The sequence below is a fragment of the Nocardioides sp. GCM10027114 genome (assembly GCF_042659625.1).
In the GTDB taxonomy this organism is placed as follows: Bacteria; Actinomycetota; Actinomycetes; order Propionibacteriales; family Nocardioidaceae; genus Nocardioides.
Genome location: NZ_JBHSSS010000024.1, coordinates 97149 through 114131, shown reverse-complemented (window position 1 = coordinate 114131; position 16983 = coordinate 97149). Strand labels below are relative to the sequence as shown.

The window sequence follows — 16983 nt, the reverse complement described above, 5'->3', positions numbered from 1 at the left end:
GTCAGGCGCTCTCGGCCATCATGTTCGGCGCGGCGGCACCGGACGGGCCGTGGCCCGCGGTCGGGCCCCCGAGGGTGCCGCCGAGCCGGGCCGCCACGCTGCGTGCGGCGACCCGTCCGGCACGGTTGGCGCCGATGGTGCTCGCCGACGGCCCGTAGCCGACGAGCTGGACCCGCGGGTCCGCGACCGCCGTGGTCCCGTCGAGCACGATTCCGCCGGTGCGGGTGCGCAGCCGCAGCGGCGCGAGGTGGCCCAGCGCCGGCCGGAAGCCGGTGGCCCACAGGATGACGTCGGCCCGCCACAGCGTGCCGTCGGCGAGCCGGACCCCGTCCGGCTCGACCCGGGTGAACATCGGCTGCCGCTGGTAGGCGCCGAGCGCCGCCGCCTCGCGCTCCTGCGGTCGCAGCATCAGCCCGGTCACGCTCACCACGCTGCGCGGCGGCAGGCCGCGGCGGACGCGGTCCTCGACGAGCGCCACCGCCGCCCGGCCGCGCTCGGCCGTGAAGTCGTCGGTGCGCCAGACCGGGTCCCGGCGGGTGACCCACAGGGTCTCGGCCACGGGGGCGAGCTCGCCGAGGTGCTGGACGGCGGAGAGGCCGCCGCCGACCACGACCACTCGACGGTCCCGGAAGGGCTCGGGTCCGCGGTAGCTCGCGGTGTGGAGCTGCTCGCCCCGGAAGGTCCACATCCCGGGGTAGGCCGGGATGTGGGGTTGTGACCAGGTGCCGGTGGCGTTGACGAGGGTGCGGGTGCGCCACCCCCGGTCGCCGGCGTGGACGACGAGGAGCCCGCCGTCGTCGGTGACCCGGTCGACCTTGACCGGCCGGAGGACCGGGAGGGCGTGCTGCCGCTCGTAGTCGGAGAAGTACGCCGGCACCACGACGTTGGCCCGGTCCTCGCTCCGGGTGGGGGCGGGGGAGTCCGGCAGCGCGGCGACGCCGTGGACGTCGGTCATCGTCAGCGAGTCCCAGCGGTGCTGCCAGGCGCCGCCGGCCGCCTCCTCGGAGTCCAGCACGACGTGGTCGATCCCGCGTCGTCGCAGGTGGTAGGACGCGGAGAGGCCGGCCTGGCCGGCCCCGATGACCACCGCGTCGAGGATCTCCACGCTGCCCCAACGCCGGTGGCGCCGGGTTTAGTCCACCGGGGGACTAAACCCGTGCCGTCAGTCCCCGGTGAGGGCTGCCTGCAGCGCGATCTCGACCATCGCGCCGAAGCTCTGCTCGCGCTCCTGCGACGAGGTCTCCTCGCCGGTGACGACGTGGTCGGAGACGGTGCAGATCGCCAGCGCCCGGCGGCCGAACTTCGCGGCCAGCGTGTAGAGCGCGCTCGCCTCCATCTCGACCGCGAGCACGCCGTAGTCGACCATCCGCGCGGTCAGCTCGGGCCGCGGGCTGTAGAACGAGTCGCTGCTGAAGATCAGCCCCACGTGGACCCCGGCCCCGTCGGCGAGCTCCTCGGAGGCGTCGTACGCCGCGCGCAGCAGGCCGAAGTCGGCGACCGGCGCGTAGTCGAGGCCCTCGAACCGGATGCGGTTCATCGACGAGTCGGTGCAGGCACCGGAGGCGATGACGAGGTCGCGCACGGCGAGCTTCTCGGTCAGGGCACCGCACGAGCCGACCCGCACGATGGTCTGCACGTCGTAGGAGTCGAACAGCTCGTTGGCGTAGATCGCGAACGACGGCTGGCCCATGCCGGACCCCTGCACCGAGACGCGGTGGCCGCGCCAGGTACCGGTGTAGCCGAGCATCCCGCGGACCTCGTTGTAGACCTTCGCGTCCTCGAGGAACGTCTCCGCGATCCACTTCGCGCGAAGCGGGTCGCCGGGCATGAGGACGACGGGGGCGATGTCGCCGGGTGCGGCGCCGATGTGGGTGCTCATCGCCCGGCAGCCTAGTGCCCGGGGCGGCGCTAGCGTGACCCCCGTGACGTTCCCCCACCTGCGGCTCGCGGCCAACCCTCACATGCGGCACGGCCTGCACCGCGACGACGAGACCTGGCTCGAGGAGCGGTGGCGTGACCCGCGCACCCGGGTCCTCGTCGTGTCCGGCACCCGGATCCGTCCGGTCGACGGTCGGCTGTCCTGGGTCAGCCCGGCGAAGGCCCCGGAGGGGACGCGGGTGCTGCTGGGCGAGCGCGAGGGCGCGGCCTGGTTCGCGGTGATCGTGGACCCGGCGACCGCGACGGGGGAGAAGTCGGAGTGGTTCAGCCTGCGCGGCGCGCTGCCGGCGCTGGCCGCGGACCCCGACGGCGCGCCGATGCTCTTCCACGCCATCGGGCTGGCCGAGTGGCACTGGGCCACCCGGTTCTGCCCGCGCTGCGCGGGCCGGCTCGAGCCGCGCAAGGCCGGCCACGAGCTCGTCTGCACGGAGTGCGGCAAGCCGCAGTTCCCGCGCACCGACCCGGCCGTGATCATGTTGATCACCCACGGCGAGCCGGGCGCCGACGACGAGCGCTGCCTGCTGGGGCGGCAGCGGGCCTGGCCGGAGGGCCGCTACTCCACCCTCGCCGGCTTCTGCGAGCCGGGGGAGACCCTCGAGGACGCCGTACGCCGCGAGGTCGCCGAGGAGGTGGGGCTGCGGGTCGGCGAGGTCACCTACTTCGGCAACCAGCCCTGGCCGCTCCCGGCCAGCCTGATGATCGGCTTCCTCGGCCGCGCCGAGACCACCGACATCGACGTCGACGGCGACGAGATCGAGGTGGCCCGGTGGTTCACCCGGGCCGAGATGCGCGCCGAGCTCGATGCGGGCTCGCTGGTGCTGCCGCGCGGCCTGTCGATCTCCAGCTCGCTCGTGGAGCACTGGTACGGCGAGGAGCTCCCGGCCGGCGGCTGGTGACGAGCTGCCACCAGTTACCCCCTCAACGGAGCCGAGCTGCCACCAGTTACCCCCTCAACGGAGCCGAGCTGCCACCACTTGCCTCAAGAGCGGGCAACTGGTGGCAGCTCGCGCCTCACGCGTGGGGAACTGGTGGCAGCTCGCGCCTCACGCGTGGGGAACTGGTGGCAGGTCGCGGGTCAGGAGGCGAGCTCCTCCAGCTCCTCGAGCTTGGCCTTCACCTGGCGCAGCGACGGGTTCGTCTGCGCGCTGCCGTCGCTGTAGACCAGCGTGGGCACGGTCTGGTTGCCCCGGTTGGCGGCCTCGACGATGCGGGCGGCCTTCGGGTCCTGCTCGATGTCGACGATCTCGTAGCGGATGCCCTCGCGGTCGAGCTGGCTCTTGAGCCGGTGGCAGTAGCCGCACCAGGGCGTGGTGTACATCGTGAACGAGGTCATGGGCAGGAGTGTCCCCTTCGGCATCTAGGGTGAAACGGCAGTCGGTCGCTTCGTTCGCGCGCGTCGGCGCAGGCGCAAGGATTGCAGCGACACACCCGTAACACCCGCCACCCAGGAGTTTCTTCCCGATGTCCCGTCCCGGGCCCGTCCCCGGCTCCCCGCGTCCCGACGACCTCCTCGCCGGGCTCGACCCCGAGCAGCGCCGGGTCGCCGAGACCCTCCGCGGCCCGGTGCGCGTGCTCGCGGGCGCCGGCACCGGCAAGACCCGGGCCATCACCCACCGGATCGCCCTCGGCGTCGCCACCGGCGTCTACGAGCCCACCGAGGTGCTCGCGGTGACCTTCACCACCCGCGCCGCCGGCGAGATGCGTGTCCGGCTGCGCGGCCTCGGCGCCGGCGGGGTGCAGGCGCGGACGTTCCACTCGGCGGCGCTGCGCCAGCTGCGCTTCTTCTGGCCGCGCGTCCACGGCACCGAGCTGCCCACCCTCACCGAGTCCAAGCTCGGCATCCTCGCGACGGCCGCCCGGCGCACCCGCCTCGAGCCCGACCAGGCCCTGTTGCGCGACCTCGCCTCCGAGATCGAGTGGGCCAAGGTCAGCAACGTCCACCCCGACGACTACGCCCGGATCGCCGCACGGCGGGGCCGCTCGGTCGCCGGCCACGACCTCGACACCGTCGCCCGCGTCTTCAGCACCTACGAGGACGTGAAGCGTGGTCAGGGCCGGATGGACATGGAGGACGTCCTGCTCTTCACCGCCGGCCTGCTCGCCGACGACGAGCGGGTCGCCGCCCAGGTCCGCCGCCAGTACAAGCGGTTCGTCGTCGACGAGTTCCAGGACGTGTCGCCGCTGCAGTCGGCGCTGCTCGACCTGTGGCTCGGCGGCCGCGACGAGCTGTGCGTGGTCGGCGACCCCGCTCAGACGATCTACTCCTTCGCCGGCGCGAAGGCCGACTACCTCCGCGACTTCCCGCGGCGCTACCCCGGCACGACCTCGATCGAGCTGGTCCGCAACTACCGCTCCACCCCCGAGGTGGTCGCCGCCGCCAACACGCTGCTGGCCGGGTCGCCGAGCCGGGGCGTGGACCTGCGGGCGCAGCGCCCCTCCGGCGCCGAGGTGACGTGGACGCCGTATCCCGACGAGGTCGCCGAGGCCGACGGCGTGGCCGACCAGATCGCCGCGCTCGTGCGCCAGGGCCGGTCGCCGGGAGAGATGGCGGTGCTGTTCCGCATCAACGCCCAGTCGGAGAGCTTCGAGGAGGCGCTGGCGAGCCGCGGCGTCCCGTACGTCGTCCGCGGCGCGGCGCGGTTCTTCGACCGACCGGAGGTCCGGCAGGCCGTGACCCTGCTGCGCGGCACCGCCCGGTCCGGGACCGGCGGCGACGACCTCGTCGAGACCGTGCGCGCCACCCTCGCCGGGCTCGGCTGGAGCCCCGAGGCGCCCTCGGCTCGCGGCCAGACCCGCGACCGATGGGAGTCGTGGCAGGCGCTGGTCGACCAGGCGGTCGACTTCGCCCGCACCTCCGCGGAAGCCTCGGGCGGCTCGGGGCCGGCCGACCTCGGCGGCTTCGTCGACGACCTCGACCGCCGGGCCGCCGAGCAGCACGCCCCGGTCGCCGACGGCGTCACGCTCGCGACGCTCCACGCCGCCAAGGGCCTCGAGTGGGACACCGTCTTCCTCGTCGGTCTGCAGGAGGGCACCATGCCCTTCTCCTACGCCGAGTCGCCCGCCGAGATCGAGGAGGAGCGGCGGCTGCTCTACGTCGGCCTCACCCGGGCCCGGCTCGAGCTGCACGGCTCGTGGAGCCTCGCCCGCAACCCCGGCGGGCGCGCGGGACGCAAGCCGTCGCGGTTCCTCGACCCGCTGTTGCCGGCGGAGAAGCGGGCGCCCGCGCCGAAGCCCCGACGCGGCCTCGCGAGCTGCCGCGAGTGCGGCAAGCCGCTGATGAGCGGCGCCGAGAAGAAGCGCGGCCGCTGCCACGACTGCCCGGCCTCCTACGACGAGGAGCTCTTCGAGCGGCTGCGCGAGTGGCGGCGTACCCGCGCCGAGGAGGAGAACGTTCCGGCGTTCGTCGTCTTCACCGACGCCACGCTGCAGCTGATCGCCGAGCACAAGCCGCGCAGCGCGGAGGCGCTGCTGCGGGTGAACGGCATCGGCCGGAGCAAGCTCGAGCGCTACGGCGACGAGGTCATCGCGCTGGTGGACTAGACGAAAGCAGGAAAAATCTCGAAATACCCACAAAATCGTTTGCCCATTACCTATGCGGCGGAGTAGTTTCCTCTCACTGTCCCGCGCAGAAGGCCCTGGCAAGGCCCGCGCCCGAGCACCTGAAGGAGGTGGCCTGATGTTCAGCAACACGATCCGCAACGCGACCGACGTCGTGCGCTTCGGCATGCCCATCGACGGCTACACCTTCGGCGCCACCGTCGCCTCTCAGGCGAAGTGCGCCCTCGGTGCCGTGGTGCGTGATGGCCGCGTTGCCGACGTCCGGACGCTCGTCCAGGGCTTCTTCCCGGGGACCTCTGCCTGGAGACCACCGATCAGCTGACACCCAGCATTCGGCGCCTCCAGGCCGCGGACCCTCACCGGGATCCGCGGCCTTTCTGTTTCCCGAGCTTCATCCAAGCGATCAGGTCAGAAGGAGGTGACACGAATGACCATCAGCGTTCTCGACAGCGTCGAGGGGACTACCCCCGAGGTCGGTCTCGGACAGCTCCACGACCAGGCCAGCAAGGTGGCGGCCGACCAGCTGCCGTGCCGGGTGAACGACCCGGAGCTCTGGTTCGCCGAATCCCCCTCGGACGTGGAGTACGCCAAGACGCTGTGCGTGGAATGCCCGGTCCGCACCCTGTGCCTCGACGGCGCGCTCGAGCGGCGTGAGCCCTGGGGCGTCTGGGGCGGGGAGCTCTTCCTCCAGGGAGTGGTGATCCCCCGCAAGCGGCCCCGCGGCCGTCCGCGCAAGAACGAGGTCGCCGCCTGAGCAACCCAGCCGGCCGGCAGCACGTCCTGACAGCAGCACCAACCACCAGCAGCACCAACCACCGGAGAACAAGGAGAAGACGTTGCACACGATGCACGAGAGTCTCGCCCGCGCTCAGATGAGCGCGCGCCTGGGAGAGGCGCAGCAGCGGCGACTGGGGCACCAGGTGGCCCGGGCGCACCGCATCAGCCGCAAGGCCGAGCAGGCCGCACGGCAGGCCCGTACCGCCCTCGCCGGCGCGCTCTGAGCGCCTGACTCGACACGGAAAGACACCACACACCCATGAACAACAACCCGATTCGGAGCCTCGAGATGGAACTCATGCACGAAAACCTGGCCCGCGCACAAATGGCCGCGCGCCTGGGAGAGGCGCAGCAGCTGCGGCGTGGACACCAGCTGGCCCAGGTCCGCCGCCTGAGCCGCAAGGCCGAGCAGGCCGCGCAGCAGGCGCGGCTGGCCCTCGCCCGCGCGCTCTGATCCGTGACAGGCCGGGTGGCCCGCACCGGGCGGCGCCGTCCGGACCTCTCCGGTGGCCCCTACCGATGACCTGATCGCGAGGGGAATCCCGAGCCGGGTACGACGACCCCAGGGTCGTCGTACCCGGCTCGTCCCATGTCCGGCGCTAGCGTGGGCCCATGACGGACGAGCCGACCACGTGCGACTTCTGCGGTCGCCAGGAGTCCGATCCCGCGAAGACGCTCACCTGGAGCACCGCCGTCGAGAACGGCCGGCAGCGGGTCTTCTGCGAGCAGTGCTCCCGCTCCAACCTGCGGGCGATGGAGGGCAAGCTCGACAGCGAGTTCTGGTGACCTGACCCGACACGGTGTCGGCCCGACCCCGGACTCAGCGGGGCGGACGGAACGCCGGCGCCAGCTCGAGCGGCACGTCACCCCAGCGCTGGCGCAGGGCGCCGTGCAGGTCGGCGGCCATGGCCCCGAGCGCGGGATGGGACTCGTTGGCCGCGACCGCTGCGAGGCGGTGGAGCACGAACGCCCGGCGAGTCGGCCGCCCCGGGGCTGCCGCGGCGTCGTCGCTGGTCAGGGCGCCCGCCAGGAACAGGGCGGGCGTCATCGCCTGCCAGCCCAGCGTGGCCACGGCCAGGTCGGTCTCGAAGTCGGTGCCGCACGCCGTGCCGGCCGCCCGCCGGTAGCCGGCCACGGCGGTCTCGGCGGACTCGTCCGGGAGCCGCCACGCGCACCAGCAGCTGGGCCAGGGGGCGCGCAGGTAGGCCACGTCCCAAGCAGGGTGGCGCAGCTCGGCGTACTCGAAGTCGATGAGGTGGAGGCGGTCGGTGGCCCGCACGTTGTTGTCCGGGCACGTGTCGGCCGGGCTCAGCACCTCGTCGGCCGGGTCGCCCAGCGCTGCGGGCAGCGCGCGCAGGTCCTCGAGGGCGCGGTAGTGCGGAGGGAGTCCCAGCTCGACCAGGACCTCGCTGTACCTCTGTGCCGCGACCTCGAAGTCACCGGCCAGGGACCGCGGGCTCAGGTCCGGGGCCCGCCTGGCCAGCCCCTCGACGAAGGCCTCGCGCCGGTCCGTCGTTCCAGCAGAGTGCAGGTCGGCCAGCGCCTCCGCCCAGCGCAGCAGGGCGGTGACCGCGTCGTCCTCGTCGGTGCCGAGCAGCGCGTCCGCGAGGCTGCCCGAGCCGTCGAGGTAGGACATCACCACGAACGGCGGCTCGTCCGACTCCGCCAGCAGGGTGGGTGTACCGGCCCTGCCGGCCAGTGCCTCCAACGCCGCCCGCTCGCGCACGCCGTCGAGGCGGCCGGGTCCGTAGGACTTCACCACGTGGGGACGGCCGTCCTTCCACGCCAGGCGGGCGCTGTCGCCCCTGCCTCCCGCGAGCGGCTGCACCCGGTCCCAGCTCTCGAAGTCCATCGCTCGCGCCGACAGGGTGTCCCCGCACTCGTCCACGGCCCCACCCTGCCCAACGACGCGCGGCACCACGCCACCGGGCCCGGGCGAAGCGCCACCTCAGGCCACGGCGTCGCCCCAGCAGCAGCCACACCGGGGATGGCGGGGCCACTCGCGGCGGGTGGCGACGAGTGTGTCGGTCAGCTCCACCGACGCGGACCAGGTCGCGGGGGCGCCACCCTCGACGTAGGTGACGAGGTCACGCACCGCCCACGCCAACGCGAGCTCCAGCAGCAGGGGGTCGAGCGGCTCGCCGGCCCGCGGTTGGTGCTGCTCGAGCAGGAGCGCCCGCCCGGGCTCGGCCTCGCAGCGGCGGGCGTCGACGCAGCGCACGCACGCCGTCTCGCCGGGGACCACGAACGGTCCCACCTCCACGCGTCCGGCGAGGTTGCGGACCGGAAGGTGCGGCTGGCCGCTCCGCAGCCAGCGGTCGAAGCACTCGCGGTCGGGCTCGCCGCCGGGCTCGACCAGCAGCACGACGGCGCAGGGCTGCGCCCCGGACCCGCCAGCCCCCGGATCGGCCGGGGCGAGGCCGGCGCGCGCCAGCAACCGGTCCACCGACGCCAGCCAGTCCGCGGGCACGTCGATCCCGACCCTGGCCTGGGCCCGTCGGGCCAGTCGCCGGGTCGCGGCAGCGCCGTGGGCGGCGTACGCCGCGGCGACCGCGTCGCGGGGGACCGGCCCGGCCATGTCGGCCGCGACCCGGTCGGCGTCCAGCAGCAGCCCGCGGTCCCGCAGCAGGTCGACCCACGGCCCGGCCGGCGCCGGCCCGGGGTGGCCGGTGGCCAGTGCGGCCAGGCCGGACCGGACCTCGGGCCGGTCGGGCAGGGTCACGCGCAGCCCGGGCTCGGTGCCGACCTGCAGCAGGCCGTCGGCCCGGCGCGCGACTCGCAGGCCGGGGCGCAGCACCAGGCGGGGTGGGACAGCGGCGGCGGTCATGGCGACAGCCTGCCCCGCGGCGGGCGCCGCCGGCGCCGGCCGTCCACAGCCCCGGCGCAGCGGCAGGAAACGGCGACGGCGGCGCCCCCGTCCGGGTGGCGCCGCCGTCGCGGTGTGGCGTCTCTGGGGGTCAGGCCTTCCCGAGGATCCGGTTGAGGTTGGTGCCGCAGACGGGGCAGGTGGCCTTGGCCATGCGGGTGCCCTTGTCGTTCACCTTGACCTCGCCCTCCGCCTCGCGCTTCTCCTTGCACTTGACGCAGTAGAACTCGCCGCTCCAGGTCTCCGCCATGACGGCCTCCTTGTCTGGTTCTCTCGGTAGCCGCGACGGGGAGTGGTGGGGAAGACCCGTCGGAGGTCCTCGGGGCGAGCCTTTCGGACCACTTCGACCCTACGACACGCCGAGCCTCAGGCGTGGTAGGCGCACCGGGCCCGTCCATACCGCCCGGTAACCGGTCAGTAGCCTGCGCGCATGGCTGACTACACCCACCTCCGCCTCGAGCGCCCCTCCGAGGGCGTCGCGCTGCTCACCCTCGACAACCCCGACCAGCGCAACGCCATGTCCGACCAGATGACCTCGTCGTGGGTCGCGGCGATCGACGAGCTCGCCGCCGACCGCTCGGTCCGCGCCGTCGTGGTCACGGGGGAGGGGTCGGCGTTCTGCTCCGGCGGCAACACCTCCTGGATCGCCAGCGAGCCCGACGCCACCGTCGACCACCTCCGTGAGCGGATGCTGCCCTTCTACCGTGCCTGGCTGTCGGTCCGGCGGCTCGAGGTCCCGACGATCGCGGCGATCAACGGGCCGGCGATCGGCGCCGGCCTGTGCCTCGCGCTCGCCTGCGACATCCGGTACGCCGCCGCGGGGGCCAGGCTGGGAGTGCCGTTCGTGCGGCTCGGCATGCACGCCGGCATGGCCGGCACCTACCTGCTGCCCGAGGTGGTGGGGCCGGCGGCGGCGCGCGACCTGCTGCTGACCGGCCGGGTCGTCGACGCCGACGAGGCGCTGCGGCTCGGGATGGTCTCGCGGGTGATCGAGCCGGAAGGGCTCCTCGACGAGGTGCTCGCCACCGCCGACCAGGTGGCGGCGACCGCCCCGGTGGCGAGCCGGCTCACCAAGCTCGCGCTGCGCGACGGCGGCCACGCCGACTTCGAGGCCGGGCTGCAGTGGGAGGCGCTCGCCCAGCCGCTCACGCTCGCGACCGAGGACCTGCAGGAGGGGATCCGCGCGGCGCAGGAGAAGCGGCCCCCGCGGTTCACGGGGCGCTAGGAGGAGGGCAGTAGAAGAGGCCCCGCGGAACCGTCACGCCGCACGCCTTCCCCTTGCGAACGACGGTCCGGCCCGCGGGGCCTCGTCTGCCGAGAACCGTAGGAGCCTCCTGGGACCTCGGTCAACGCCTCCGCCACCGCCGCCGTCCCCTACTGTGGACAACGCTGTGGACAAGTCTGTGCAGGAGGGCTGGGAGGCTGTGCACGGCGGCGGCCCCGGCCGGGACGACGTTGTGGACGAGCCGCCGGCCTCCGGGCCCGTCGGAGCGCTGACCAGCCAGAATGGCTGTCCACCGGGTGTGGACGAAAGAAATCCGGTCCGCCGCGCGCGTGTCGGACCGGCTCCGGAAGGGGAGACATGCAGGAGCCGTACGACGGCGGGCCGGTCGCGGCGCTGCGCCGGATCGCGTTCCTGCTCGAGCGCGCCCGCGAGGACACCTTCAAGATCAAGGCCTGGCGCGCGGCGGCCGCGGCGATCCTGCCGCTTCCCGAGGAGGAGCTGCGCCGGCGCGTCGACGAGGGCACGCTCACCGAGCTGCCCGGGGTGGGGGCGAGCACCGCGAAGGTGATCGCCGCCGCGGTCCGCGGCGAGCTGCCCGACCGGCTCGCCGTCCTCGAACGCGAGCACGGCGGCCCGCTGACCACCGGGGGCCGCGAGCTGCGCTCCCGGCTGCGAGGCGACCTGCACTCCCACTCGGACTGGTCCGACGGCGGCTCGCCCATCGAGGAGATGGCCTTCACCGCCATGGAGCTCGGCCACGACTACCTCGTCCTCACCGACCACTCGCCGCGGCTCACCGTCGCCCACGGCCTCTCCGCCGAGCGGCTCGCGCGCCAGCTCGACGTCGTCGACGCGGTCAACGAGCACCTCGCTGCCGGCCGCGGCGGCGGGCAGGCCGGCGGCCACGCGGAGGGCGGGTTCACGCTGCTCAAGGGGATCGAGGTCGACATCCTCGACGACGGCGGCCTCGACCAGACCGACCAGATGCTCGGCCGGCTCGACGTCCGCGTCGCCAGCGTCCACTCCAAGCTGAAGATGGAGCCGGACGCGATGACCCGCCGCATGGTCGCCGCGATCCACAACCCGTTCGTGAACGTCCTCGGGCACTGCACCGGTCGGCTGGTCACCGGCAACCGGGGCACCCGCCCCGGCAGCCGGTTCGACGCCCGCGCGGTCTTCGAGGCGTGCGCCGAGCAGGGCGTGGCCGTCGAGATCAACAGCCGTCCCGAGCGGCGCGACCCGCCGACGAAGCTGCTCGAGCTCGCCCGGGACGCCGGCTGCCTGTTCTCGATCGACAGCGACGCCCACGCCCCGGGCCAGCTCGGCTTCCTCGACTACGGCTGCGAGCGGGCCGAGGCGGCGGGCATCGACCCGGACCGCATCGTCAACACCTGGGCGCGCGCCCGACTGCTCGATTGGGCCGCCGCGCGGCTCTGACCCGCTAGCGTGGGGGCATGTCGATCGCGCCGGAGGTGGAGGTACGCCGCTCGCGGCGACGCCGCCGCACGGTCTCGGCGTACCGCGACGGCGACCGGATCGTCGTGCTCGTCCCCGCCTCGCTGAGCGCGGCCGAGGAGGCCGGCTGGATCGAGAAGATGGTCGACCGGCTCGAGCGCTCCGAGAAGCGGCGCCGCCCCTCCGACGAGGCGCTGCTCGCCCGGGCCCGCGACCTCAGCGACCGCTACCTCGGCGGGCTCGCCGACCCGGAGACGGTGCGCTGGGTCGACAACCAGCAGTCCCGCTGGGGCTCCTGCACACCCGGCGACCGCACCATCCGGCTCTCCGACCGGCTGCAGGGCATGCCGCAGTGGGTCGTCGACTACGTACTCGTCCACGAGCTCGCGCACCTGCTCGAGCCCGGCCACGACGACAAGTTCTGGTCGTGGGTGGAGCGCTACCCCAAGGCCGAGCGCGCGCAGGGCTACCTGCTGGGCTGGTCGGCCTCGGCCCGGATGGAGGTCCCGCCGAGCCAGGGCGACGAGGACCCGGAGGACGGTCAGGCCTGAGGGCCGCCGACAGCCCCCGCCCTGTGCCAGCAGCCTCAGCCGGGCTGCCGCGTCCCGAACCGCTCCCGGGCCAGCCCGATGAGCCGGTGCATCTCCGGCTCGAGGTCCGGCAGCGCCGAGACCGGCCACCAGCGCACCGCCAGCGACTCCTCGCTGGCCGCGTGCGCGGCACCCTCGGGCGCCACCGCCCCGTAGCGCACGTCGAGGTGGTGGACGGTGCCGCGGGGGTCGCAGAAGTCGACCGCGTGCTGGTCGAGGTGCAGCGGCTCCGGGTCCACCTCGAGGTCGGCGATGCCCGACTCCTCGCGGGCCTCGCGCCGCGCGGCGCCGGCCAGCGTCCGGTCGCCCGGCTCGAGGTGGCCGCCGAAGGCGAACCAGCGGCCCGCCTTGCGGTGCAGGTTGAGCAGCACCCGGTCCAGGGACGCGTCGAGCACCAGCGTGCCGGCGGTCAGGTGGGTCGGGAAGCACCCGCGCTCCTGACCGTCGGCGTGGTCGCGGAGGTGTGCGACGTACCGGTCGCGCAGTCGCTCCTGGTCGGCGTCGGGCGGCTGCCAGTCGGTCAGGCTGCGCAGCGCGTCGGCGTGGAGGCTCACTCCTCGTCGCGGTCGCCGGAGGGGCCGCCCGAGGGACCCTCGTCCGGCTGCTCGCCGGCGGAGTCGTCGGTGGGCCCGCCGGACCGGCCCTCGAGCAGGTCCCGCAGCGCCGCGTCGAAGTCCTCCTCGCTCATCTCCGACGGCGCGCCCGCGGACTCGCGGAAGCCCAGCGGGTCGTCGAGGTCGGCGGCGGTCGGCAGCAGGTCGGGGTGCATCCACACGCCGTCGCGGGCCTCGGTGCCCTGGCGGGTGCGCAGCGAGCCCCAGAGCGTCGAGGCGTCGCGAAGCCGTCGCGGCCGCAGCTCGAGGCCCACGAGCGAGGCAAAGGTCTGCTCCGCGGGACCGCCCGCGGCGCGGCGGCGGCGTACGGCCTCCTGGAGCTTTCCGGCCGACGGCATCCGCTCGGCGGTGGCCTGGCCGACGACCTCGTCCACCCAGCCCTCGACCAGCGCCAGGGTGATCTCGAGCCGCTGCAGCGCGGCCTCCTGCTGCGGCGAGCGGGGGAGGTCGAACAGGCCGCCCTCGAGCAGCTCCTGGAGCGCCTCGGGGTTCATGTTGGTCGGGTCGAGGTTGCGCATCTGCTCCTCGACCCGCTCCTGGATCGCCTCGGTGTTGATCTCGAGGCCCCTGGCGAAGTCGGTGACCGCGCCGAGGAGGTGCTCGCGCAGCCACGGCACGTGGCCGAAGAGCCGCTGGTGGGCGGCCTCGCGCAGCGCGAGGTAGAGCAGCACGTCGTCGTCGCTGACGTCGAGGCCCTCGGCGAAGGCGGCGACGTTGGCCGGGACGAGCGCGGCACGGCCGGCGGGGCCGAGCGGCAGCCCGATGTCGGAGGCGGTGAGCACCTCGCCGGCGAGGCCGCCGATGCCCGCGGCCACCTGGGAGCCGAGCATCGCGCCGACGGCGCGGCCGAGGATCCCCATGATCGGGCCGGCCATCGCCTTGGCGTCCTCGGGCAGGGCGTTGCCCAGCGAGGAGACCGACCGCTCGGCGACCGGCTCCACGAGCACCTTCCACACGTCGATGGTGCCGACGACCCACTCGGCCCGGCTCCACGCCGTCGCCGAGGAGACGCCCGATGGGAAGGCGGTGGCCTCGTCGAGCCAGTGGTCGGCCAGCCGAACGGCGTCCGCGACAGCGTCCTTCTGACGCTGCGTCGGGGACGGGTCGGGGGACTGGGCCACCTGCCGGCGGGCCTGGTCGAGCACGACGTCCCAGTTCAGCGCGCCCTCGTGGGGCTGCATCATCGACTGGATCTGGCTGAAGAGGGCGCCCAGGTCGGGGCCGCCAGGACCGCCGAGGCCCCCGAGGCCGCCCGCGCCGAAGAGCTGCTCGAAGGGCGTGCCCTTGAACGGGTTCTGATCGTCGCCGTCGCCGGGGTTGTTGCTCATGGGAAAACCGTACGCGTGACCGGCAAGTAGGGTCAGGGGGGTGAGCGAGTCCCGAGATCCCCGCCCCGAGGCGCCCGACCGGGTGGCCGGCCAGGTCGTCCGTCTGGTCGACCTGCGCGAGGAGCCGCTCGACGTGGCCGAGGTGCTCGCCGCCGTCGAGGACGACACCTCCGGCGGGGTGACGCTGTTCGTCGGCCGGGTCCGCGACCACGACGGCGGCCGCGGCGTCGACGGCCTCGACTACTCCGCGCACCCCTCGGCCCTCGACCGGCTGCGCGACGTGTGCGAGCGCATCGCCCAGCAGCACGACGTGCACGGCGTCGCCGCGGTGCACCGGGTCGGCACGCTCGCCATCGGCGATGCCGCGGTCGTGGTCGCCACCGCCGCCGCCCACCGCGGCGAGGCGTTCGACGCCTCGCGCGCCCTCATCGACACCCTCAAGGCCGAGGTGCCGATCTGGAAGCACCAGCGCTTCGCCGACGGCTCCGACGAGTGGGTCGGGACACCCTGAGGCGCCTCACCGTCCCGGGCATCCCGGCGGGAGTCCCGCGTGCCTCCGCGGCCATCGCGCCCGGCGCGCCTAGGCTCGGCCCGTGGAGATCCTGCTGTGGCTGGTGCCCCCGGCCGTCGTCACGCTGGTGGCGATGGTGTGGGTGTCCTGGCTCGGCCGGGAGGGCCGCGGCCAGGTCGACCGCGAGGTCGCGGTGCGCCGGCTCGCCCAGGCCCTGCAGCAGGAGCCGCCGTCCCACGCGTCCCACCGGCCCCGTCCGGCGCGCGACCGAAGCACCGGCATCGCGGTCCGGCCGTCCCGGGTCACCCCGCAGCCGCCCTCGGGCGGCCACAGCCCCCGCCGCTCCGCCTGACTTTCGCCGGGTGAGAGTCTTGGCCCCATGACGCAGCGAACCCTGGCCGGTGCGCTGGCTGTTCCGCTGCTCCTGGCGCTCTGGGCGGTGGCGGTCACCCAGCCGCTGCCCTACGTCACCTACCAGCCCGGCATGACCGTCGACGTGCTGGCGGCCCCGGACGGCCGGGAGACCATCCAGATCAGCGGTGCCGAGACCTACCGCGACGACGGCGAGCTGCGGATGACGACCGTCTACGTGACCCAGCCCGGCGCCGAGGTCAACCTCTTCAGCCTGATGGCCGGCTGGCTCAGCCCCGACGACGCCGTCTACCCCTACCGGGCCGTCTACCAGCCGGAGGAGACGAGGGAGTCCAACGAGCAGGAGGGCGCGCTGGAGATGGTGTCCTCCCAGGACGCCGCGGTCGCGGTCGCGCTGACCGAGCTCGGGTACGACGTCGAGGTCGCGCCGCAGGTCTTCCGGGTCACCGAGGACGCGCCCGCCGACGGCCGGCTCGAGCCCCGCGACACGATCGTCGCCGTCGGCGGCGAGGAGGTCGACAGCATGGACGCCGTCGGAGGCGCCGTGCGGTCGGCCGCGGCGGGGGAGCCGCTCGAGATCACCGTGGTGCGCGACGGCACCGAGCGCACCGTCACCGTCACCCCCCGCGACCGGGACGGCACCCCGTACATCGGCATCGAGATGACGCCCGGCTACCGCTTCCCGTTCGACGTCACCGTCGACATCGACCCGAACATCGGCGGCCCGAGCGCCGGCCTGATGTTCTCGCTCGGCATCTACGACACGCTCACCCCCGGCTCGCTGACCGGCGGCCGCAGCGTCGCCGGCTCCGGCTCGATCGACCCGGAGGGCCGGGTGCTGCCGATCGGCGGCATCCAGCAGAAGATCGCCGCCGCCCGCGACGTTGGCGCCGACCTCTTCCTCGTGCCGCCCGACAACTGCGCCGAGGCGCTGGGCGCGTCGCCCGGCGACATGCAGCTGGTCCGTGCCGACACCATGCCCGACGCCGTCGACGCCCTCGAGGCGTGGGTGGACGACGAGGACGCCGACCTGCCCCGATGCGAGGAGAACCGGACGTGACCACCGGCCCAGCCCCCGAGCAGCCTGCCCAGCCCGACCAGCCTGACCAGCCCGAGCTGTCCGACCGGCTCGACGAGCTGGACGTCGACCCGGCCCTGGCGTCGGCGGTGCTCGAGATCGAGAGCCACGTCGCGGCGCACGGCTGGGACCAGCCAGCCCGGCTCTACGCCCTGGTCGAGACCGCCAGCCTCGTCGCGCACGAGCCGGCGCTGGCCCGGGCCATGGGGCTCGACGACGCGGCCGCGGAGGGCTCGCTCACCCCGATCGAGCAGGACCAGCTGTCGCCGGACCGCCCGCTGGAGCAGGTGCTGGAGTCGATCTCCTGGCCCGAGGGCGTGGCCGGCTGCGCGGCGGTGGTCGAGCGGCTCGTGCTGCCGCCCGGGGCCGACGACGAGCTCCCGGAGGACGCCTCGGCCGCCGAGGCGTTCGCCCGCGAGCACCCCGACCGCCAGGAGGTCCGCATCGTCGCCGGCGCCACCCGCGCGGGCGCGACGTACTGCGCGCTGCGGCTGCGCGCCCACGACGACGACCAGTCGGTCGTGGGCGGCGGCGACCTCGTGCCGGCCCTCCTGCAGATGCTCGCCGCGACCCTCGAGGACGACTCGTCCGACGGCGGTCCCACGGGTGGCGAGGCATGATCGAAGCAAGCACCCACCCGACAGACCTGGGGGAGTACCAGCAGTGAGCCC

General features: G+C 74.2%; 22 protein-coding genes. 14 read left to right on the top strand and 8 right to left on the bottom strand.

The window, feature by feature from the left end; all coding sequences use genetic code 11:
• Window position 1: 1 nt before the first annotated feature.
• Both ACFP2E_RS12870 and deoD read right to left on the bottom strand, forming a co-directional pair.
• On the bottom strand, window positions 2-1105 hold the full coding sequence (locus tag ACFP2E_RS12870; protein ID WP_378523558.1) for an NAD(P)-binding domain-containing protein: 1104 nt from the start codon (window positions 1103-1105) through the stop codon (window positions 2-4).
• Window positions 1106-1162: 57 nt separating this feature from the next.
• Entirely contained in the window at window positions 1163-1879 is a 717-nt protein-coding gene (gene deoD, locus ACFP2E_RS12865; protein ID WP_378523557.1) for a purine-nucleoside phosphorylase, read from the bottom strand.
• Between the two features lie 43 nt (window positions 1880-1922).
• On the opposite strand from deoD, the gene nudC reads away from it, so the two are divergent.
• Window positions 1923-2834, top strand: a complete 912-nt coding sequence (gene nudC / locus ACFP2E_RS12860; protein ID WP_378523556.1) for an NAD(+) diphosphatase — start codon at window positions 1923-1925, stop codon at window positions 2832-2834.
• Window positions 2835-3013: 179 nt separating this feature from the next.
• On the opposite strand, the gene ACFP2E_RS12855 is transcribed toward nudC, so the two are convergent.
• Window positions 3014-3271, bottom strand: coding sequence for a mycoredoxin (locus ACFP2E_RS12855; protein ID WP_378523555.1), 258 nt, complete (start codon window positions 3269-3271; stop codon window positions 3014-3016).
• A 128-nt stretch (window positions 3272-3399) separates the two neighbouring features.
• Here ACFP2E_RS12855 and ACFP2E_RS12850 point away from each other — a divergent pair, with 128 nt between their 5' ends.
• From ACFP2E_RS12850 to ACFP2E_RS12825, 6 genes are all read left to right on the top strand, one after another.
• Entirely contained in the window at window positions 3400-5478 is a 2079-nt protein-coding gene (locus ACFP2E_RS12850) for an ATP-dependent DNA helicase UvrD2 (protein ID WP_378523554.1), read from the top strand.
• Window positions 5479-5614: 136 nt separating this feature from the next.
• A complete protein-coding gene (locus ACFP2E_RS12845; protein ID WP_378523553.1) occupies window positions 5615-5818 on the top strand; it encodes a hypothetical protein in 204 nt (67 codons plus the stop codon).
• A gap of 105 nt (window positions 5819-5923) precedes the next feature.
• Window positions 5924-6250 carry a WhiB family transcriptional regulator gene (locus tag ACFP2E_RS12840; RefSeq protein WP_378523552.1) on the top strand — a complete coding sequence of 109 codons (327 nt, stop codon included), beginning with the start codon at window positions 5924-5926 and terminating at the stop codon, window positions 6248-6250.
• 118 nt (window positions 6251-6368) lie between these two features.
• Window positions 6369-6497, top strand: coding sequence for a hypothetical protein (locus ACFP2E_RS12835; RefSeq protein ID WP_378523551.1), 129 nt, complete (start codon window positions 6369-6371; stop codon window positions 6495-6497).
• A 35-nt stretch (window positions 6498-6532) separates the two neighbouring features.
• Complete coding sequence (locus ACFP2E_RS12830; RefSeq protein WP_378523550.1) at window positions 6533-6727, top strand: hypothetical protein; 195 nt, start codon at window positions 6533-6535, stop codon at window positions 6725-6727.
• Window positions 6728-6885: 158 nt separating this feature from the next.
• A complete protein-coding gene (locus ACFP2E_RS12825) occupies window positions 6886-7059 on the top strand; it encodes a hypothetical protein (RefSeq protein ID WP_378523549.1) in 174 nt (57 codons plus the stop codon).
• A 34-nt stretch (window positions 7060-7093) separates the two neighbouring features.
• On the opposite strand, the gene ACFP2E_RS12820 is transcribed toward ACFP2E_RS12825, so the two are convergent.
• From ACFP2E_RS12820 to ACFP2E_RS12810, 3 genes are all read right to left on the bottom strand, one after another.
• Window positions 7094-8161: a phosphotransferase family protein gene (locus ACFP2E_RS12820; protein ID WP_378523548.1), complete on the bottom strand. Its 1068-nt coding sequence runs from the start codon at window positions 8159-8161 to the stop codon at window positions 7094-7096.
• Window positions 8162-8221: 60 nt separating this feature from the next.
• Entirely contained in the window at window positions 8222-9100 is an 879-nt protein-coding gene (locus ACFP2E_RS12815; protein ID WP_378523547.1) for a TOMM precursor leader peptide-binding protein, read from the bottom strand.
• 130 nt (window positions 9101-9230) lie between these two features.
• Complete coding sequence (locus ACFP2E_RS12810; protein WP_378523546.1) at window positions 9231-9389, bottom strand: DUF5679 domain-containing protein; 159 nt, start codon at window positions 9387-9389, stop codon at window positions 9231-9233.
• A gap of 180 nt (window positions 9390-9569) precedes the next feature.
• Here ACFP2E_RS12810 and ACFP2E_RS12805 point away from each other — a divergent pair, with 180 nt between their 5' ends.
• The 3 genes from ACFP2E_RS12805 (at window position 9570) to ACFP2E_RS12795 (ending at window position 12370) form a co-directional block, all read left to right on the top strand.
• A complete protein-coding gene (locus ACFP2E_RS12805) occupies window positions 9570-10364 on the top strand; it encodes an enoyl-CoA hydratase/isomerase family protein (RefSeq protein WP_378523545.1) in 795 nt (264 codons plus the stop codon).
• Between the two features lie 357 nt (window positions 10365-10721).
• Complete coding sequence (locus ACFP2E_RS12800) at window positions 10722-11801, top strand: PHP domain-containing protein (RefSeq protein WP_378523544.1); 1080 nt, start codon at window positions 10722-10724, stop codon at window positions 11799-11801.
• Window positions 11802-11818: 17 nt separating this feature from the next.
• Entirely contained in the window at window positions 11819-12370 is a 552-nt protein-coding gene (locus tag ACFP2E_RS12795; RefSeq protein WP_378523543.1) for a M48 family metallopeptidase, read from the top strand.
• Between the two features lie 35 nt (window positions 12371-12405).
• Here the strand turns inward: ACFP2E_RS12795 and ACFP2E_RS12790 are convergent, their stop codons facing one another.
• Together ACFP2E_RS12790 and ACFP2E_RS12785 are read right to left on the bottom strand one after the other, a co-directional pair.
• The gene (locus ACFP2E_RS12790) at window positions 12406-12963 is read right to left on the bottom strand and encodes an NUDIX hydrolase (protein WP_378523542.1); all 558 of its coding nucleotides are present in this window, start codon (window positions 12961-12963) and stop codon (window positions 12406-12408) included.
• Window positions 12960-14351 carry a zinc-dependent metalloprotease gene (locus ACFP2E_RS12785; RefSeq protein WP_378523541.1) on the bottom strand — a complete coding sequence of 464 codons (1392 nt, stop codon included), beginning with the start codon at window positions 14349-14351 and terminating at the stop codon, window positions 12960-12962. Before ACFP2E_RS12785 ends, ACFP2E_RS12790 begins: the two co-directional genes overlap by 4 nt.
• A 40-nt stretch (window positions 14352-14391) precedes the next feature.
• Between ACFP2E_RS12785 and ACFP2E_RS12780 the strand changes: the two genes are divergently transcribed.
• The 4 genes from ACFP2E_RS12780 to ACFP2E_RS12765 all read left to right on the top strand — a co-directional run bounded on the left by ACFP2E_RS12780 (window position 14392) and on the right by ACFP2E_RS12765 (window position 16932).
• Entirely contained in the window at window positions 14392-14862 is a 471-nt protein-coding gene (locus ACFP2E_RS12780) for a molybdenum cofactor biosynthesis protein MoaE (protein WP_378523540.1), read from the top strand.
• 82 nt (window positions 14863-14944) lie between these two features.
• On the top strand, window positions 14945-15214 hold the full coding sequence (locus ACFP2E_RS12775; RefSeq protein WP_378523539.1) for a hypothetical protein: 270 nt from the start codon (window positions 14945-14947) through the stop codon (window positions 15212-15214).
• 27 nt (window positions 15215-15241) lie between these two features.
• Window positions 15242-16294: a PDZ domain-containing protein gene (locus ACFP2E_RS12770; protein ID WP_378523538.1), complete on the top strand. Its 1053-nt coding sequence runs from the start codon at window positions 15242-15244 to the stop codon at window positions 16292-16294.
• Entirely contained in the window at window positions 16291-16932 is a 642-nt protein-coding gene (locus ACFP2E_RS12765) for a PPA1309 family protein (protein WP_378523537.1), read from the top strand. Before ACFP2E_RS12770 ends, ACFP2E_RS12765 begins: the two co-directional genes overlap by 4 nt.
• Window positions 16933-16983 lie beyond the last annotated feature (51 nt).

Excerpts from the sequence above, each read along its gene's own strand:
- ACFP2E_RS12800 (WP_378523544.1), top strand. The coding sequence starts at position 10,722 with ATGCAGGAGCCGTACGACGGCGGGCCGGTCGCGGCGCTGCGCCGGATC.
- ACFP2E_RS12815 (WP_378523547.1), bottom strand. The coding sequence starts at position 9,100 with ATGACCGCCGCCGCTGTCCCACCCCGCCTGGTGCTGCGCCCCGGCCTG.
- deoD (WP_378523557.1), bottom strand. The coding sequence starts at position 1,879 with ATGAGCACCCACATCGGCGCCGCACCCGGCGACATCGCCCCCGTCGTC.
- ACFP2E_RS12850 (WP_378523554.1), top strand. The coding sequence starts at position 3,400 with ATGTCCCGTCCCGGGCCCGTCCCCGGCTCCCCGCGTCCCGACGACCTC.
- ACFP2E_RS12770 (WP_378523538.1), top strand. The coding sequence starts at position 15,242 with ATGACGCAGCGAACCCTGGCCGGTGCGCTGGCTGTTCCGCTGCTCCTG.
- ACFP2E_RS12810 (WP_378523546.1), bottom strand. The coding sequence starts at position 9,389 with ATGGCGGAGACCTGGAGCGGCGAGTTCTACTGCGTCAAGTGCAAGGAG.
- ACFP2E_RS12805 (WP_378523545.1), top strand. The coding sequence starts at position 9,570 with ATGGCTGACTACACCCACCTCCGCCTCGAGCGCCCCTCCGAGGGCGTC.
- ACFP2E_RS12785 (WP_378523541.1), bottom strand. The coding sequence starts at position 14,351 with ATGAGCAACAACCCCGGCGACGGCGACGATCAGAACCCGTTCAAGGGC.
- ACFP2E_RS12835 (WP_378523551.1), top strand. The coding sequence starts at position 6,369 with ATGAGCGCGCGCCTGGGAGAGGCGCAGCAGCGGCGACTGGGGCACCAG.
- ACFP2E_RS12845 (WP_378523553.1), top strand. The coding sequence starts at position 5,615 with ATGTTCAGCAACACGATCCGCAACGCGACCGACGTCGTGCGCTTCGGC.
- ACFP2E_RS12830 (WP_378523550.1), top strand. The coding sequence starts at position 6,533 with ATGAACAACAACCCGATTCGGAGCCTCGAGATGGAACTCATGCACGAA.
- ACFP2E_RS12825 (WP_378523549.1), top strand. The coding sequence starts at position 6,886 with ATGACGGACGAGCCGACCACGTGCGACTTCTGCGGTCGCCAGGAGTCC.
- ACFP2E_RS12795 (WP_378523543.1), top strand. The coding sequence starts at position 11,819 with ATGTCGATCGCGCCGGAGGTGGAGGTACGCCGCTCGCGGCGACGCCGC.
- ACFP2E_RS12840 (WP_378523552.1), top strand. The coding sequence starts at position 5,924 with ATGACCATCAGCGTTCTCGACAGCGTCGAGGGGACTACCCCCGAGGTC.
- ACFP2E_RS12855 (WP_378523555.1), bottom strand. The coding sequence starts at position 3,271 with ATGACCTCGTTCACGATGTACACCACGCCCTGGTGCGGCTACTGCCAC.